The organism is Actinoplanes sp. TBRC 11911 (assembly GCF_012933445.1).
Lineage (GTDB): Bacteria > Actinomycetota > Actinomycetes > Mycobacteriales > Micromonosporaceae > Actinoplanes.
The window spans coordinates 344,505-358,964 of the sequence record NZ_JABBNC010000004.1 but is presented as its reverse complement, the minus strand read 5'-3'; the positions used below and the strand labels follow the sequence as shown (position 1 = coordinate 358,964).

The 14,460-nt window shown below is 71.2% G+C and carries 17 protein-coding genes; 7 read left to right on the top strand and 10 right to left on the bottom strand.

Going from position 1 to position 14,460, the window contains the following annotated elements:
- Nucleotides 1-53: 53 nt before the first annotated feature.
- The 5 genes from HH310_RS09325 to HH310_RS09305 all read right to left on the bottom strand — a co-directional run bounded on the left by HH310_RS09325 (nt 54) and on the right by HH310_RS09305 (nt 4,353).
- Nucleotides 54-971: a hypothetical protein gene (locus HH310_RS09325; RefSeq protein ID WP_169175026.1), complete on the bottom strand. Its 918-nt coding sequence runs from the start codon at nt 969-971 to the stop codon at nt 54-56.
- Nucleotides 964-1,443 (bottom strand): RNA polymerase sigma factor, encoded by a 480-nt coding sequence (locus HH310_RS44745; protein ID WP_169175025.1) that lies wholly within the window; start codon nt 1,441-1,443, stop codon nt 964-966. The genes HH310_RS09325 and HH310_RS44745 overlap by 8 nt, the downstream gene beginning before the upstream one ends.
- Entirely contained in the window at nt 1,440-1,580 is a 141-nt protein-coding gene (locus HH310_RS09315) for a hypothetical protein (protein WP_169175024.1), read from the bottom strand. Before HH310_RS09315 ends, HH310_RS44745 begins: the two co-directional genes overlap by 4 nt.
- A 77-nt stretch (nt 1,581-1,657) precedes the next feature.
- Nucleotides 1,658-2,782, bottom strand: coding sequence for an MFS transporter (locus HH310_RS09310; RefSeq protein ID WP_169175023.1), 1,125 nt, complete (start codon nt 2,780-2,782; stop codon nt 1,658-1,660).
- Nucleotides 2,783-2,874: 92 nt separating this feature from the next.
- Nucleotides 2,875-4,353 carry a subtype B tannase gene (locus HH310_RS09305; protein WP_211191916.1) on the bottom strand — a complete coding sequence of 493 codons (1,479 nt, stop codon included), beginning with the start codon at nt 4,351-4,353 and terminating at the stop codon, nt 2,875-2,877.
- A 147-nt stretch (nt 4,354-4,500) separates the two neighbouring features.
- Between HH310_RS09305 and HH310_RS09300 the strand changes: the two genes are divergently transcribed.
- Genes HH310_RS09300 through HH310_RS09285 form a run of 4 tightly spaced genes read left to right on the top strand, consistent with a single transcriptional unit; the run spans nt 4,501 to nt 7,977 of the window.
- The gene (locus tag HH310_RS09300; RefSeq protein WP_169175022.1) at nt 4,501-5,202 is read left to right on the top strand and encodes an L-2-amino-thiazoline-4-carboxylic acid hydrolase; all 702 of its coding nucleotides are present in this window, start codon (nt 4,501-4,503) and stop codon (nt 5,200-5,202) included.
- Between the two features lie 39 nt (nt 5,203-5,241).
- Nucleotides 5,242-6,495: a hypothetical protein gene (locus HH310_RS09295; protein ID WP_169175021.1), complete on the top strand. Its 1,254-nt coding sequence runs from the start codon at nt 5,242-5,244 to the stop codon at nt 6,493-6,495.
- Nucleotides 6,492-7,460 carry a glutamate ABC transporter substrate-binding protein gene (locus HH310_RS09290; protein ID WP_169175020.1) on the top strand — a complete coding sequence of 323 codons (969 nt, stop codon included), beginning with the start codon at nt 6,492-6,494 and terminating at the stop codon, nt 7,458-7,460. Before HH310_RS09295 ends, HH310_RS09290 begins: the two co-directional genes overlap by 4 nt.
- 31 nt (nt 7,461-7,491) lie before the next feature.
- A complete protein-coding gene (locus HH310_RS09285; RefSeq protein ID WP_169175019.1) occupies nt 7,492-7,977 on the top strand; it encodes a hypothetical protein in 486 nt (161 codons plus the stop codon).
- Nucleotides 7,978-8,041: 64 nt separating this feature from the next.
- Here the strand turns inward: HH310_RS09285 and HH310_RS09280 are convergent, their stop codons facing one another.
- Nucleotides 8,042-8,374 carry a hypothetical protein gene (locus HH310_RS09280; protein WP_169175018.1) on the bottom strand — a complete coding sequence of 111 codons (333 nt, stop codon included), beginning with the start codon at nt 8,372-8,374 and terminating at the stop codon, nt 8,042-8,044.
- 1,114 nt (nt 8,375-9,488) lie between these two features.
- The gene (locus tag HH310_RS09275; protein WP_312033930.1) at nt 9,489-9,632 is read right to left on the bottom strand and encodes an NAD(P)-binding protein; all 144 of its coding nucleotides are present in this window, start codon (nt 9,630-9,632) and stop codon (nt 9,489-9,491) included.
- 26 nt (nt 9,633-9,658) lie between these two features.
- Here HH310_RS09275 and HH310_RS09270 point away from each other — a divergent pair, with 26 nt between their 5' ends.
- On the top strand, nt 9,659-10,498 hold the full coding sequence (locus HH310_RS09270) for a helix-turn-helix transcriptional regulator (protein WP_169175017.1): 840 nt from the start codon (nt 9,659-9,661) through the stop codon (nt 10,496-10,498).
- Nucleotides 10,491-10,898 carry a VOC family protein gene (locus HH310_RS09265; protein ID WP_169175016.1) on the top strand — a complete coding sequence of 136 codons (408 nt, stop codon included), beginning with the start codon at nt 10,491-10,493 and terminating at the stop codon, nt 10,896-10,898. The genes HH310_RS09270 and HH310_RS09265 overlap by 8 nt, the downstream gene beginning before the upstream one ends.
- On the opposite strand, the gene HH310_RS09260 is transcribed toward HH310_RS09265, so the two are convergent.
- Complete coding sequence (locus HH310_RS09260) at nt 10,885-12,141, bottom strand: molybdopterin molybdotransferase MoeA (RefSeq protein ID WP_169175015.1); 1,257 nt, start codon at nt 12,139-12,141, stop codon at nt 10,885-10,887. The genes HH310_RS09265 and HH310_RS09260 overlap by 14 nt on opposite strands.
- 100 nt (nt 12,142-12,241) lie before the next feature.
- On the opposite strand from HH310_RS09260, the gene HH310_RS09255 reads away from it, so the two are divergent.
- On the top strand, nt 12,242-12,574 hold the full coding sequence (locus tag HH310_RS09255; RefSeq protein WP_169175014.1) for a gamma-glutamylcyclotransferase family protein: 333 nt from the start codon (nt 12,242-12,244) through the stop codon (nt 12,572-12,574).
- Here the strand turns inward: HH310_RS09255 and HH310_RS09250 are convergent.
- On the bottom strand, nt 12,571-13,191 hold the full coding sequence (locus HH310_RS09250; RefSeq protein WP_169175013.1) for a response regulator transcription factor: 621 nt from the start codon (nt 13,189-13,191) through the stop codon (nt 12,571-12,573). The two genes, HH310_RS09255 and HH310_RS09250, sit on opposite strands and share 4 nt — an antisense overlap.
- On the bottom strand, nt 13,188-14,459 hold the full coding sequence (locus HH310_RS09245) for a sensor histidine kinase (RefSeq protein ID WP_169175012.1): 1,272 nt from the start codon (nt 14,457-14,459) through the stop codon (nt 13,188-13,190). Before HH310_RS09245 ends, HH310_RS09250 begins: the two co-directional genes overlap by 4 nt.
- Between the last annotated feature and the right edge of the window lies 1 nt (nt 14,460).

Sequence of the window (14,460 nt, the reverse complement as noted above, 5' to 3'; positions counted from 1 at the left end):
CTGAATCGAAACTCTATCATGCCGAAACGAAAGAAACCGAAACAGGCCGGGGTTCATGAGGTCGCTTCCCAGGCAGTCAGGCACAGCCTTATCTCGCCGCCGCCGTCGTCGGGCCGCTCGACGTCGACGCGTACCAGGGTCTGCGGCTCCTCACCGACGGGCGGCGTCATCAGGCAGTACGAGCGGTCGTCGCGCAGATCGAGCAGCTTCTCACCGTCCTCGGTGTCCTCGATGGCCGCGGCGCAGTCGACCGGCGCCACGTCGTCGGTGGGGATCGTCGCCGCCAGCACCCCGGCGGTATTACTCAGCACCGGATCGCCGGTCGGGCTGGTGGTGATCCGGACCGGGCCGTCGTCGACGATCTTCGGCTGGGCCAGATTCAGGGTCTGCGGCTCGGCGTCGTCGAGCAAAACGGTCAGCCAGGTCGCCGGATAGCGCACGCGGAACGGCCCCGGAGCGGTGCTGATGCTCGGAGCCGGGGTCGCGGCCACCGGCGGGGCAGGCTTGGTGGTGACCCGCGGCGGCCCGGGGACCGGTTCCGTTGGTGGAGCGGGCTTTGTGCGTGGGACCGGGTGCCGCGGAGTGGCCGAGTCGGCCGTGCGACGCGGTGACGGCGGCCGCGACGTCGCAACAGCCGTGGCACGGTCGCGGTCACGGGTCAGCGGCGCCGCCGACGGGGGCCGCGCGGCGAGTTGCGGCGGCTCGGCATCCTCGGGTGCCGTCAGCTGAAGGCCGGTGGCCGCGGCCAACGCGGCCACGATCGTGGCGACAGCTCCGATTCGGAGCCGGGTGACCGACCCGGAACCGGAGCGCTGGCGCGGCACGAACGGGCGACCCGCGGCGTGCGCACGCGCACGCACATCGGCCAGCCCGGCCTCGAGATCGAACGACAGCGCCCCGCAGGCCTCCGTCTCCGCACGCTCGAAGAGAGCGCGTTCCTCGGGCGTGAGTTCCAGCGGCCGATCAGCCATGGTCGTCCTCCTTCAGGGCCTTCCGGGCGTTGTGCACATGTGACCGCACGGTCGAGGGACTGAGCTCGAGGTACCCGGCGATGTCCGCGACGCTCAGTCCCGCGTACAGGAGGAACATGACTTTGAGCTGCGGTCCGGTCAGCCGGCGCCGGAGCAGGTCGAGCGCTCCGGCATGGCCGGACGAGTCCTCCTCGGCGACCCGCACGCGCGGCGCCACCTCGGCGATCCACTTGCGCCACCGGGTCGCCCTGCGGAACCGATCGACGGTGTTGTGGACCGTTGCCGTCCGCGCGTACCTGCCGCGGGCCCGCGGGTGCAGCGCCGCCCAATTCTGATAGAGGTGAACCATGGCGTCCTGCGCGTCGTCCTCCGCCTCCTGGCGGTTGAGCCCGCGCGCGAGGCCCGACGCGACGAGCCCGGCGAAGCGACTCCGGTAGAAGGCCTCGAAGTCCGGCTCTCGTTCCGTGGTCACCGCCGGTCGCGACGGCCCGTGCGCCAGGTGATGCGCACGTCGAGACACCGTTCGCCGTCCAGGTCACGCAGCCACATCACGACGAGGTTCATCAGCTGCGCCACCAGCGCGCCGAGAAGAGGGTCAATGGCGTCCAACTATGTCCCCTAAGTCAGTTTTGAATAGGTTGCATAGGAAACGTCCCGACCCGTCGAACCGTCCACGTCGGCGACGATCACCCCTCGTTCGAGTGATCACGTACCCGGATGGCGACGGTCGCGCCGATCGCGATCAGGGTGGCCAGCACCGCGAAGCCCAGGCTGAGGGAGGTCGCCGCGGCGATGGCGGCGACCAGCAGCGGGCCACCCGCGTCGCCCAGTTCGCGGCCCAGCTCCGCGGCACCCATCGTCTGGCCCAGCCGAGCCGCCGGCGTGCTCGCGGCCAGCGCCGCGAACCCCAGCGGAGTGATCACACCGGTGCCGATGCCGATCAGGGCGGCACCGGCCAGCACCCCGACCAGCCCGGGCAGCGTCGCGGCGGCCAGGCCCAGCGCGGTGAGCACCAGGCCCGCGGTCAGGCCGGCACGCGTGGTCAGACGCTTGTTGTCCAAGGCCCGCCCGGCCCACGGCTGCACCAGCGCGGCGCACGCGGCCAGCACCGACACGGCGGCACCGGTGGCGATCGGGTCCAGCCCGGCGGCGCGGCCCGAGACCGGCAGGAAGCCCACGCCGACCGACAACGCCGCGGTCGCCGCGGCCAGGGCGGCGGTCGGGCCCAGGAAGGCCGGGTCGGTCACCCGGCGGGCCAGGTCGAGGATCGTCTGCCGGGCCCGGGGCAGCGGCGGGACGGCGGGCACGGCCAGCAGCGCCCAGAGAGCGACGGCCGCGCCCAGGGCGGTGAGCACCACGAACAGCAGGCGCAGGCCACCGGCCCACACGAGCACGCCGCCCAGCAGCGGGCCCAGGGTGTAGCCGATCGATTTGTAGAAGCCGTACGAGCCGAACGCCCGCCCCCGTTTCGCGGCCGGGTTCAGGCGCGCCACCAGGGCGGACGCCGCCGGGGAGAACGCCGAGGCGGCCACGCCCTGGCCGGACCGGGCGACCCATAGCCAGCCGGGGCTGTCCGCCACCACGTACACGGCGGAGGCCAGCGCGAACGCGACCAGCCCGCCGAGCAGCACCGGCCGGGCGCCGATCCGGTCCGCGAGGCTGCCGAACACCGGTTTCAGCAGCACCTCGGCACCGTCGTACACGGCAAGCAGCGCACCCAGCACCAACAGCGAGGTGAAGCCACCGAGGTTCGCGGCGATCGCGTGCGCGCCGAACGCGGTCGTGAACCCCGCCGCGTACAGCGGCCACATCTCAGGTCACGTCGTCCGCGTCGTACCACTGCATGACCCGTTGATATCAAGCCCGAGCCCGCGGTCCCGCATGACGTGGGCGACAGGCCGGGTCAGTCGGTGGAGTAGCCGGTGATCTGCGCGGCCCACGCCAGGAACTTGGCCGGGTCTCGGTTGACGCCGTGGCCGCCGTCCCAGTACATCCGGGAGTCAACCTGGCCGAAGGCGGCGATGCGCGCGGCCATGTTGGCCAGCACCGTCGGCGAGGTGTCGGTGTCGCTGGTGCCGGCCCGCAGGAACCAGTACTTCGCGCGGCTCTCGCTCTTGCGGGTCAGGAAGTACATCGGGTTCATCAGCTTGACCAGGTGCGGGATGTCGGTGTCCAGGCCGGTGCCGCCGCTGTCGTGCTTCTGGCTGTACTCGGTGAAGTGCCGGGCATCGACGGTCGCCGCGCCGAACTCGTTGTTCTCGGCGGTGCTCAGGTCGAAGGCGTCGAAGGCGGGCTGGCCTTTGGTGCGGTTGCCGAGGTGCTCGAGATAGTCCGCGAAGGAGAACGACGCTTTGCCCGCGGACCAGGTGACCCACGGGTTCGCGGTCAGATATCGGGTACGCGACGCCGAGTCCAGCTCGGTGAGGTATTTCGCGGCCGCCGGCTCCAGGTAGGTCGCGAGCAGATAGTCCTGGTAGCGGTCCGCGGTGAGCGTCTTCCCGTCCAGGCCGGTCAGCTTCAGGCCGTTCTGGTAGACGGCGAACTCGGCGGCCAGTTGCCGGGTGACGGACTTGTCGATGCCGCGGCCGGGCAGATCACCCCAGAGGAACTCGTACGCCTTGTCGGCGTTCTCCAGATCGGTGACGGGACAGTACGCCGCGACGGCGAAGACGGCGTCGCTCGCGTTGGCGGCGCCCAGTTCAGTGAGGTATTCCGCGTACAGGTCGCTGCCCGCGGACGCGCCGAGCAGCGCGGACAGGGCGCCGCCCGCGCTGGTGCCGTCCGAGACGATCTTGTCGGGGTTGCCGGGGACGCTGCCCTTGTTGGCCCTGAGGTAGCGGATCGCGGCCTTGAGATCGACGATGGCGGCGGGCGCGACGCCGAAATTCTTGCCGTCGCTGGTCTTGTTGTCGCGGCCGCGCACGCCCGGCTGCACGACCACCCAGCCGGCCGCGAGGGCCTCGGCGGCGTTCGGGCCGCTGCCACCGGCGCCGGTCGGGGCACCGCTCGGCGGGGTCACCCCCATGCTCGCGAACGGGTCGTCCACCGCCTTGGCCGACAGGTATCCGCCGACCGGGATCTCGAAGAGAATCGGTGCTTGTGCGGCGTCCACCGCGGCGCCCGCGATCTTGGTCGGCACGGCGATCGTCAGGCTCTGATAATCGGCGTCGACAGGCTTTGCCACGTACGGGATCTTCCGGTACAGCCGGTACGTGACCTCGACCTCGCCCGTACTGGTCGGGACCGTCGCCGTCTTCTCGCTGAAGTTCGACTTGTCGAACGTCATCGACGACTTCCCGCCGGAACTACAGGCGGTGAGCAGTCCCGCGACCGGAACCAGTCCGGCGACGCCGAGCACCCGCCGGCGAGACATCCTCGTCATGATTCGTCTGCTTTCGCCCGGAACACGGATACACCGAGCGTAGTGGTGGCGTGGCTGCCCGGAGGCGCTTACCGCGATTTCATCCGCGTCGGACGAGGCGCCCCGATCCCGCTCGGCGGCACGCTGGAACCGACCGAGGGAGGCCCCATGGCGTACGTGGGAGACAAGCTGATGGCGGCCGAGGGCCGATGGTTCATGGGCCGGTTCGCGCCGCGGGAACTGCTCGACGGCATCGACCGCTACCTGCGCCTGGAGGTCGGCGACGATCGCGTGAAGCTGCTCGAGACCATCCGGCTGCGGGCCGAGGAGATCGCCGAGCAGGACCAGGACATGCCGGTCGACCCGCAGTCCGCGGGCATGCTGGCGCTCACCTCGACGGTGCTCGCCGCGTACGAGACGTTGTTGCCGGTTTTCGACGACGACCCCCGGCGCACGATCCTGTTTCTGCGGCACATGGTCGGTGCCGTCGCGCGCCGGCCGTTCGAGGTCGTCTTCGAGGCGCTCGGCCGGCGCAAGGAGCCGCTGGACGTGATCGAACGCGCGTGCCGCAAGGAGGGACCGCTGTACGGCACGTACTACGACATCGCGTTCGACCGGCAGAGCCCGGACGCCTTCGAGATGCGGGTCGAGCGGTGCTTCTTCCGCGACCACTTCGCCCGGCACGGCTCGCCCGCGCTGACCACCGTGATGTGCGCCTGGGACGCCAACTGGATGCGGGCGGTGGATCCCGCGGTCAGCGGGTTGCGCGCCGAACGCACCACGCTGATGTCGCAGGGCGACGACGCGTGCCGGTTCCGCGTGGTCGCGACCGACGATCCGCTCGCCACCTATCACGACGCACTGGAGTGAACGCTCGTCGATGTGGCGCGCACCCGTCACACTGCTTGCGTGGGCACGTTCTTGCGTCGTCTGAGTACGCCTGACCTCTACCGTGTCGTGGTCGCCGCCCTGGTCGTGCTCGGGCTCGGGGCCGGGATCGCGGGGCTCGCCACCGAGCGATACCGGTCGTCGCGGATGGCCGACATCGTCGAGGTGAGCGGCCCGCTCAGCGTGGTGGCGCAGGATCTCTACCGGTCACTGTCCGATGCGGACGCCACCGCCGCGAACGCGTTCCTGGCCAACGGTGTCGAGCCCGCCGGTCTCCGCCAGCGCTATCTCGACGACGTGGCGCGGGCCAGCTCCGGGGTCACCGTCGCGCTGCGGGACGCCGACGACGAGAACGCGAAACGGCTCCGGGTCATCGCCGGCCAGCTGTCCGTCTACACCGGACTGGTGGAGACCGCCCGCGCCTACAACCGGCTCGGGGTGCCGCTCGGCGGGGCGTACTTCCGGGAGGCCTCGGCGCTGATGCGGCAGACGCTGCTGCCGGCCGCGCAGGAGTTGTTCGAGAGCGCGCAGGGCCGGCTGATCGCCGCGCAGCGCAACGCGGCGGGTTTCCCCTGGACGGTGGTGCTGCTGTCGCTGCTCATGCTGGGCTCGCTGGTGGCCGCGCAGGTGCTGCTCAGCCGCCGCACCAACCGCACATGGAACCTCGGCCTGGTCGCGGCCAGCCTGGTCGCGGTGGTGCTGCTGGTGTGGTCGAGTTCGGCGCTCAGCGTGGCCGGCGGGCGGGTCGAGAGCGGCAACCAGGACGGCTCGGCGGTCTCATCGCTGCTCGCCGGCGCACACCGGGCCGCCCTGCAGGCGCGCGCCGACGAGGCTCTCACGCTCATCGCGCGGGGCAGCGGCGCCGCCTACGAGCAGGACTACAAGGCGGTCAGCAAGAACCTCGACGGCCTGCTCGGCAACGCGCTCGACGCGGCACCGGACGGCGACAAGGCAAAGATCCAATTGGCCCGCTCGTACGCCCAACGGTGGCTCGACCTGCACGAAAAGATGCGCGACACGGACAACGGTGGCGACTACCTGGGTGCGGTCCGGCTCGCCACCGAGACCGGGTCGGACACGCTGACCGACACGTTCGGCAAGCTCGACACCGCGATGACCGGCGCGCTCGCGACCACCAACGATCGGGTGGATCGGCAGGCCGGCGACGCGAGCTCGGCGGTCACCGGGCTGGCGGTGGGCCTGATCGTGGGCACGATCGGCCTGCTGGCGGCGATCCTTCTGGGGTTCCGGCCACGGATCGGGGAGTACCGATGAGAATGCGAGTCCTGGTTCTGGTCGCGGCGCTGGCGCTCGCGGGCTGCGGCTCGGCCGGCGCCCGGCCGGACAACTCGGACGTGACGGGCGTGGTGCCGCGGCCGCTGAACGTGCAGGATCCGGCCCAGGTCCCGTCGGCCGCGCCGGCCCCGGACTGCGTGCCCCGCGCCAGCCTGCGACCGCCGGCGGCGTTGCCGCAACCGGGCCGGATGCCGGCCGGCTCCACCATGGCGACGATCGCCAAGCGGGGCCGGCTGGTGATCGGCATCGACCAGAACTCGTACCTGTTCAGCCACCGCGACCCGGCCACCGGTGACCTGGTCGGCTTCGAGGTGGAGATCTCCCGGGCGATCGCCGCGGCGCTGCTGGGCGACCCCAAGAAGATCGAGTTCCGGGCCATCACGACCGCCGACCGCATCCCGGTGCTGCAGAAACACGAAGTGGATCTGGTACTGCGCACGATGACCATGACGTGCGACCGCTGGCAGCAGATCTCGTTCTCCACCGAGTACATCGGCTCGCATCAGCGCATGCTGGTGCGCAAGGGCTCCGGCATCAAGAGCTTCGCCGACCTGGCCGGGCGCAAGGTGTGCGCGACCCGGGGCAGCACGAGCATCCCGAACTTCGTCGCGCAACCCTCCAAACCGATCCCGGTGAGCACCGACAGCACGCTGGACTGCCTGGTCATGCTCCAGCAGGGCCAGGTCGACGCGGTGTCGACGGTGGACATCCTGTTGGCCGGGCTGGCCGCGCAGGACCCGACGACCGAGGTGATCGGCGAGCCCATCTCGGACGAGCCGTCCGCGGTCGGGATCGCCAAGGACCGGCCGGACCTGGTCCGGTTCGTCAACGGCGTGCTGGAGAAGTTCCGCGCCGACGGTTCGTGGATGCGCGGTTACGATCGGTGGCTGGCCTCCGCGCTGGGTCCGAAGCCGGCACCACCCGCACCGGTGTACCGCGACTGAAGGCGCGGGCGATGGGGTATAAACGGGCCCCATGACGGATGATCCGCTGTACGCGATGCTGGGCTTCACCGACGCCGAGTGGGGGCTGCTGGTCGGCTTCCCGCAGTCGGTCCTCACCGCGGCGAGTGCCGCCAGCCCGGACAGCACCCGCAAGACCCGCGCGGAGGGCGCCGCCGGTCTGGATGTCATCTCGGACGCGCGCGCCTCGGCCAGCCCGCTGGTGGCGGCGGTCGCCGCGGCCATCGCCGAGACGGTGGCCGACCCCGACCTGGGCGAGGAGGCGCCGGTCATCGAGCCGGGCGACCCGGGCGGGTACGCGCTGGACGTGCTGAGCCGGGTGTCCGAGGTCAACGCGGTGCTGGCGGGGAAGGCCCAGCCGGCGGACGCGGAGACGTACAAGCACTGGCTCGTGGAGATCGCCGAGAGCGTGGTCGGCGCGGCGTCGACGGGCGGCGTGCCGGTCACCGACAACGAGCGCGCGTTCCGCGACGACCTCGCCAAGGCCCTGGGCGACTAGGCCGCGCCGCAACAAGATTGACGAGCGCCCAGGGACCGCCGCCGACCGGGCGTCTCGAACCGCCTCAGGCTTGGGCGCCCGGAACCGCTTCGGGCTCGGCGCGGGAAACCGCTTTGGGCTCGCCGCCGGAAACCGCTTCGGGCTCGCCGCCGGAAACCGCCTCGGGCTCGCCGCCGGAAACCGCTTCGGGCTCGCCGCCGGAAACCGCTTCGGGCTCAGCACCCGGAACCGCGTCGGGCTCAGCACCCGGAACCGCGTCGGGCTCAGCACCCGGAACCGCGTCGGGCTCAGCACCGGGAACCGCGTCGAGCTCGGCGCCCTGACTGCATGGCCGGCTCGACGCGCAACCCGGACTGCCGCGGCTTGCCGAGATCGTCTCGGGCGCGCGGCGGTCCACTCGCGACTGGCGTTCCCGCTAGGTGGACATCTCGCCCACATCGTGGACTTTCAGTAGACCTTGGAGAGTTGCGCCCACATACGAGCCACAACTCTCCAAGGTTCACATCTGACCGAAAATGGCTGCCGGGCGAAAGCCGCATTGTTGGACAAAACGATATTCCATAATGGACGGGAGTCCCACATCGCGGATACCGGGTCCAGAACGTGGGCGCCCGTCCCAGCAGGTGGGCGCGCCTCTCACAGAATGGAACTGTTCAGCTGGTTCCGTCGGCCGGGAGTCCCCCGTGCGAGGCGACGCCGCTAGGTCCAGGCAGGTCCCAGCTCCCCACAGTGGCGCCCCACCCGGGCGTGGGGAGTCGCGACGCCGGGGAGGCAGTGGCTCCCCACACCGTGGCGACCCTCCTCCGGGTGTGGGGAGTCGCGACGCCGGGAAGGCCGCGGCTCCCCACACCGTGGCGACCCTCCTCCGGGCGTGGGAAGTCGCGACGCCGGGAAGGCCGCGGCTCCCCACACCGCGGCCACCCCCACCCGGGCGTGGGAAGTCGCGACGCCGGGAAGGCCGCGGCTCCCCACACCGCGGCCACCCCCACCCGGGCGTGGGAAGTCGCGACGCCGGGAAGGCCGCGGCTCCCCACACCGCGGCCACCCCCACCCGGGCGTGGGAAGTCGCGACGCCGGGAAGGCCGCGGCTCCCCACACCGCGGCCACCCCCACCCAGGTGTGGGCACCCGCCACGGCCGGAACGTCCCAGCTCCCCACAGCGACAGCCGCCCTCGCGGGTCCGCCACGAAAAGCCAACTCATCGCAGGGTGAGCGGCGCGAGAAACAGCTGAACAGTTCCACGGAATGGAAGCGCTGCCGGCCGCCCCGCGGGCCCCGGCAGCCGGGCGGCCAACCGATTGGATCTTATTTCACGAAATATCGGATATGCGGCTCGCGGTGCCCTACCTGTCGCTGAGCGAGTTCGCGGTGCCGCGCGACCCTTTATCAACGACGGGGTGTGGCTTGTCCCGAGGGCTGCCGGACCGGGCTCGGCGCGGGGACACGCGGCTTCGGACGCTGTGCCGCCTCGCTCGGACGCACGCAGGGTGCGGCGTGTGGTACCCACGTGACTAGACGGGCGCGGCGCCGACGTTCTCCAGGGCGGTCGCCCGTTCGAAGATCCGCACGTCCCAGCCGCGCTGCTGCAGGGCCAGGCCCGCCGCGAGGCCGCCCACGCCGGCGCCGATCACGGTCGCTCGCGGCAGCCGTCTCACCTCCGGATCAGTGGCATGCTCACCTCATGGTGGTCGACGAGTATGTGCAGGCGCGACCCTGCGCGGCGCTTCGGCCGTTCGTCGCCTTCTACTCCGGGTATCGGCAGCACGGCATGGCGCCGGGACGGCATCGCGGGCTGCCGTCGCCGTACCTGACGCTGATCTTCACGTTGGACGAGCCGCTGGTGGTGGCCGCGCATCCCGATCCGCGGCAGGCGGCCGGTACGTTCGACGCGCTGATCGGCGGGCTGCATGTGGCGCCCGCGCTGATCACCCATCCGGGGCGGCAGTCCGGGGTGCAGGTGGCGGTGCGGCCGCTCGGGTGCCGGGCGCTGTTCGGGCTGCCCGCCGCGGAGATCGCGCATCGCGACATCGAGGTGGGCGCGCTGCTGGGTGATCGGGTGGTGGAATCGGTCCGGGAGCGGATGCGGGCCGAGCCGTCGTGGGCGGGACGGTTCGCGGCGCTGGACGCGATTCTGCTGCGCGGTCTGCGAGCCGGCGGGAATGTGCGGCCCGAGGTGGCGTACGCGGTCAAGCGTCTTTTCCGCGGTGATGTGCCGATTTCGTCGGTGGCCGGGGAGGTCGGGTGGAGCGGGCGCTATCTGACCGACCGGTTCCGGGCCGAACTCGGGTTGCGGCCCAAGGAGGCTGCTCGGGTGGCGCGGTTTGATCGGGCGCGGCGGGCCATCCGTCCTTCGTCCAAACTTGCGGACATCGCGGCGGGGCATGGCTTCGCTGACCAATCCCACCTTGTACGGGAATTTCGTGCGTTCGCCGGATGTGCGCCTTCGGAGTGGCTGGCGGACGAGTTCGGTTTCGTCCAAGCGCTGGCTGGTCTGCCCGGTGAGGATGAGGTGCATGACTGATCCGAAACCACAGGTGTGGCCCACGTTGCGGGCGCGGGATGCGCGTTCGCTGATCCGATTCCTGGTCGACGCGTTCGGTTTCCAGGAGACCGTCGTGTACGGCGAAGGCGACACGGTCGCGCATGCGCAGCTCGGCTGGCCGCTGGGCGGCGGCATCATGCTGGGCTCGGCGCGCGACGATCCGGACGACCAGTGGCCGCTGCGACCCGGGACGTTCGGGGCGTATGTGGTGGCCGACGACGTCGACGCGCTGCACGAACGGGCGGCCAAGGCCGGGGCCGAGATCGTGAAGGCGCCGTACGACACGGACTACGGTTCGCGGGACTTCGTGGCGCGCGATCCGGAGGGAAATTTGTGGTCGTTCGGCACGTATCGGGGTGAGCCGGTCAAGGAATCGTGAGGACGGTGGCGGGCTGCCCGTCGGTCCACCCGTCGGGCAGAACGGCGAGCCCGTCGGCGGCGGCGGCCGTGTGCAGGCTGGCCGAGCCACGCGCCGGCACGATCCGCATGCCGCTGACCGGCACGATGCGCACCCCTCCCGGCACCAGCTTGGCCTCGCCGGTCACCGGACAAATACGATTTATCGTATTTGTCCAAATGGACGGGCTGGACGGGTCGGACGGGCTGGACGGGTCGGACGGGTCGGACGGGTCGGACGGGTCGGACGGGTCGGACGGGCCGGACGGGCCGACCGCGAGCCCGCCGACGCCGCCCACCGAGGCAGCCCGCCCGCCGAGCGCGACCAACAGCGGCTCCAACAACGTCAACGCCGCAATCAACCCCGCATACGGATTACCGGGCAGGCTGACCACCCACCGCCCGTCCGGCAACGCCGCCAGCGCCTGCGTGTGCCCCGGCCGGCAGGCAACCCCTTTCACGTGCCACGTCGCATGCCCACCCGCAAGAACCGCCCGCAGGTGATCGGCCGCCCCCGCCGACGACGACCCCGACACCACGATCACATCGGTATCCGCACCGGCAAGAGCGTCTTCCAACCGCCCCCGCACATCCGGCACATGCCGCCCGGCCACCATCCGGGCACCCGCCCGCGCGGCGACCGCCTCGATCAGCCCGGTGAAACTGTCCCGGACCTGCCCCGGCCCCGGCTCCCCGCGCGTGATGATCTCGCTGCCGGTCACCAGCAGCGTCACCGACGGCGCCCGATGGACTTGCAGCAGTTCGACGCCGGCTTGAATCGCCGCCGCCGCGACGGTGGCGGTCACGATCCGTCCCGCCGGGATCATCTCCTCGCCGGGCCGCAGATCCTCGCCGGTACGCCGAATGTGTTCGCGCCTTCCGCGACTCCCGGTGACAACGTCCCCGCCGCACTCGCAATCCTCGTAGGGCAGGACCGCCTCCGCACCCGGCGGCACCACCGCGCCGGTGGCGATCTCCACCGCTGTCCCGCTTCGCATCGGCGCCATCGGCGTCGCCGGCCCGGCGAGCAACTGCCCGCTCAGCCGCCACGGCCCCGGTCCGGCCACCGCGTATCCGTCCATGGCCGCCGTGTCGAAGGCGGGCACCGCGGTCACCGCCCGGATCTCCTCGGCCAGGACGCGACCCACCGCCGCACGCACGGAGGTGCTCTCCGCGGGCAACGGCTTCGCGGCCGCGGCGATCGCATGAGCGCGGAACCAGTCCATGCCCCTCTTATTCCATCCGGCGACGGCCAGGAAACGCGATCATCGTACGTCCTGGCCGGGCATCCGGCAGGTGCGAAGCGGCGGGCTATCCTCCTGGATCATGCCGTTGCTGTTCTCGTACGGAACGTTGCGTGACCCCGCGGTGCAGACCGCCACGTTCGGCCGCGTGCTCACCGGCCGTGACGACCGGATCGTCGGCTTCCGCGTCGAGCAGCTCCGCATCACCGACCCGCACGTCGTTCAGGTCAGCGGGTTGACGCATCACCCGGTCCTGGTCGCCACCGGGGAGGTGGGCGACGTCGTCAGCGGCACCGTCCTCGAGGTCACCGACGACGAGCTGCGCCGGGCCGACGACTACGAGGTCGACGACTACCGGCGGATCGCCGCCCCGCTGGCCTCCGGCGACACGGCCTGGGTTTATGTGACCGCCTAGCCGAGCAGCCCCCGCTCGAACGCCGCCGCCACGGCCGCCGCCCGGTCCCGGACACCCAATTTGGCGTACGCGTGCAGCAAATGGGTCTTGACCGTGGCCTCGCTGATGAACAGCTGCGCCGCCGCCTCGCGGTTGGAACTGCCGCGCGCCACCAACGTCAGCACCTCCAGCTCCCGCTGGCTCAACGGTTCCTTGGCGGGCGACCGCAGCGACCCCATCAACCGGCCCGCCACCGCCGGCGACAGCACCGACTCGCCGCGATGCGCCGCGGCGACGGCCCGGAACAGCTCGGCACGCGGCGTGTCCTTCAAGAGGTAACCCGTCGCACCCGCCTTGATCGCCGGTAACACATCGCTGTCGGTGTCGTACGTGGTGAGCACCAGGATCCGCGCCCGCGACCCCGCCGCCTGCAGCTCGCGGATCGTCGTCACGCCGTCCATCTCGGGCATCCGCAGGTCGAGCAGCACCACGTCGGGATCGACGGCGCGGGCCACCGCCAGCGCCTCCAGGCCGTTGCCGGCCTCGCCCAGCACCGTGAAACGGTCGTCGCCGGCGAACATGCCGCGCAAGCCGTCCCGGACGACCGGGTGATCGTCCACGATCAGCAGGCCGATCATGCGGCGATTCCCAGCGCGGGCACACAGGCGGACAACGCGGTACCGGCGCCCGGCTCGGACTCGACCTCCAGCGTGCCCGCGATGCGCGACAGGCGTTCCCGCATCGCGGACAGGCCGAATCCGCCCTCGTACCCGGGTTCCGGCGGCGACGACGGATCGAATCCGGCGCCGTCGTCACGGACGTCCAAGGTCACCATGTCCTCCATGTAGGACAGTGTCAGGGCCACGCGTCCGGCGCCCGCGTGCCGGGCCACGTTGGCGAGCGCTTCCTGCGCCGTACGCAATAGGGTTGTCTCGATCTCCGGGAGCAGGGGCCGAGGCGTACCGGTCATGATCAGATCTGCGGTGACGCCGTTGAGCCGGGACCAACCGGTGACCACCTCGCCGATCGCCTCCGGCAGGGCCGAGTGGTCCAGCGGCTGCGGGCGCAGCGCCTGCACCGACCGGCGCGCCTCGGTGAGGCTGTCGCGGGCCAGTTTCTTGGCGGCGTCGAGATGGCGCTCGCGGTCGACCGATCGCGCCGACGCCGCCTCGAGCTGGGTGACGATGCCGGTCAGGCCCTGCGCCAGCACGTCGTGGATCTCGCCGGCCATCCGCTGCCGCTCGTCCAGCACGCCCGCCTCCCGGGCCTGGACCAGCAACTGGGCGTGCAGGCCGGCGTTCTCCTTCATGGCCTCTTCGAGTTTCCGGTTCGCCTGAGCCAGCTCGTCGATCATCTGGGCACGCCTCTCGGACTGCTCCTCGGTCATCGATCCCAGGAAGGTCATGGCGTTCGCGATCATCATGTTGAACAGCAGCAGCAGCGCGAACAGTGCCAGCCCCGGGGGCGTCGGATGGGCGAGCGCCGGCCACCCGCCGCCCTGCGCGAACGCGGTGCCGATCGCCACCAGGGTGCATCCGGCCAACCGGCCGACCCGGGTGTGCATCGCGTACGCCGCGTAGAGGTACCCGGTCCAGGCGAAGAACCCGAACAGCGAACTGCAGAAGACCAGCGCGTAGATCAGCACCACGAGCCCGGCGAAGAAGATCAGCATGCGCCGCCGGTCGGTCGCCCACTGCGGGTGCAGCGTGACCCACCACAGGATCCAGGCGGCGGCCAGCGCGACGACCGGGATGAGGATCACGGCCGGGGCATGCGGAACGAACTCGCCGGCGATGAGGGCCGCCAGCGTGGAAGCGACCAGTGCCGCGTACGGAACGATCATCATCCATCGATCGATCCGCTGGCGCCAGGTCTCCAGCTTGGCCACCGCCGACGTGTCCGTCATG

What these genes read in the sequence shown, in the direction of transcription:
- HH310_RS09325 (WP_169175026.1), bottom strand. Translation starts at nt 971, where the DNA reads ATGGCTGATCGGCCGCTGGAACTCACGCCCGAGGAACGCGCTCTCTTC.
- HH310_RS09310 (WP_169175023.1), bottom strand. Translation starts at nt 2,782, where the DNA reads ATGTGGCCGCTGTACGCGGCGGGGTTCACGACCGCGTTCGGCGCGCAC.
- HH310_RS09305 (WP_211191916.1), bottom strand. Translation starts at nt 4,353, where the DNA reads ATGACGAGGATGTCTCGCCGGCGGGTGCTCGGCGTCGCCGGACTGGTT.
- HH310_RS09300 (WP_169175022.1), top strand. Translation starts at nt 4,501, where the DNA reads ATGGCGTACGTGGGAGACAAGCTGATGGCGGCCGAGGGCCGATGGTTC.
- HH310_RS09290 (WP_169175020.1), top strand. Translation starts at nt 6,492, where the DNA reads ATGAGAATGCGAGTCCTGGTTCTGGTCGCGGCGCTGGCGCTCGCGGGC.
- HH310_RS09285 (WP_169175019.1), top strand. Translation starts at nt 7,492, where the DNA reads ATGACGGATGATCCGCTGTACGCGATGCTGGGCTTCACCGACGCCGAG.
- HH310_RS09270 (WP_169175017.1), top strand. Translation starts at nt 9,659, where the DNA reads ATGGTGGTCGACGAGTATGTGCAGGCGCGACCCTGCGCGGCGCTTCGG.
- HH310_RS09265 (WP_169175016.1), top strand. Translation starts at nt 10,491, where the DNA reads ATGACTGATCCGAAACCACAGGTGTGGCCCACGTTGCGGGCGCGGGAT.
- HH310_RS09260 (WP_169175015.1), bottom strand. Translation starts at nt 12,141, where the DNA reads ATGGACTGGTTCCGCGCTCATGCGATCGCCGCGGCCGCGAAGCCGTTG.
- HH310_RS09255 (WP_169175014.1), top strand. Translation starts at nt 12,242, where the DNA reads ATGCCGTTGCTGTTCTCGTACGGAACGTTGCGTGACCCCGCGGTGCAG.
- HH310_RS09250 (WP_169175013.1), bottom strand. Translation starts at nt 13,191, where the DNA reads ATGATCGGCCTGCTGATCGTGGACGATCACCCGGTCGTCCGGGACGGC.
- HH310_RS09245 (WP_169175012.1), bottom strand. Translation starts at nt 14,459, where the DNA reads ATGACGGACACGTCGGCGGTGGCCAAGCTGGAGACCTGGCGCCAGCGG.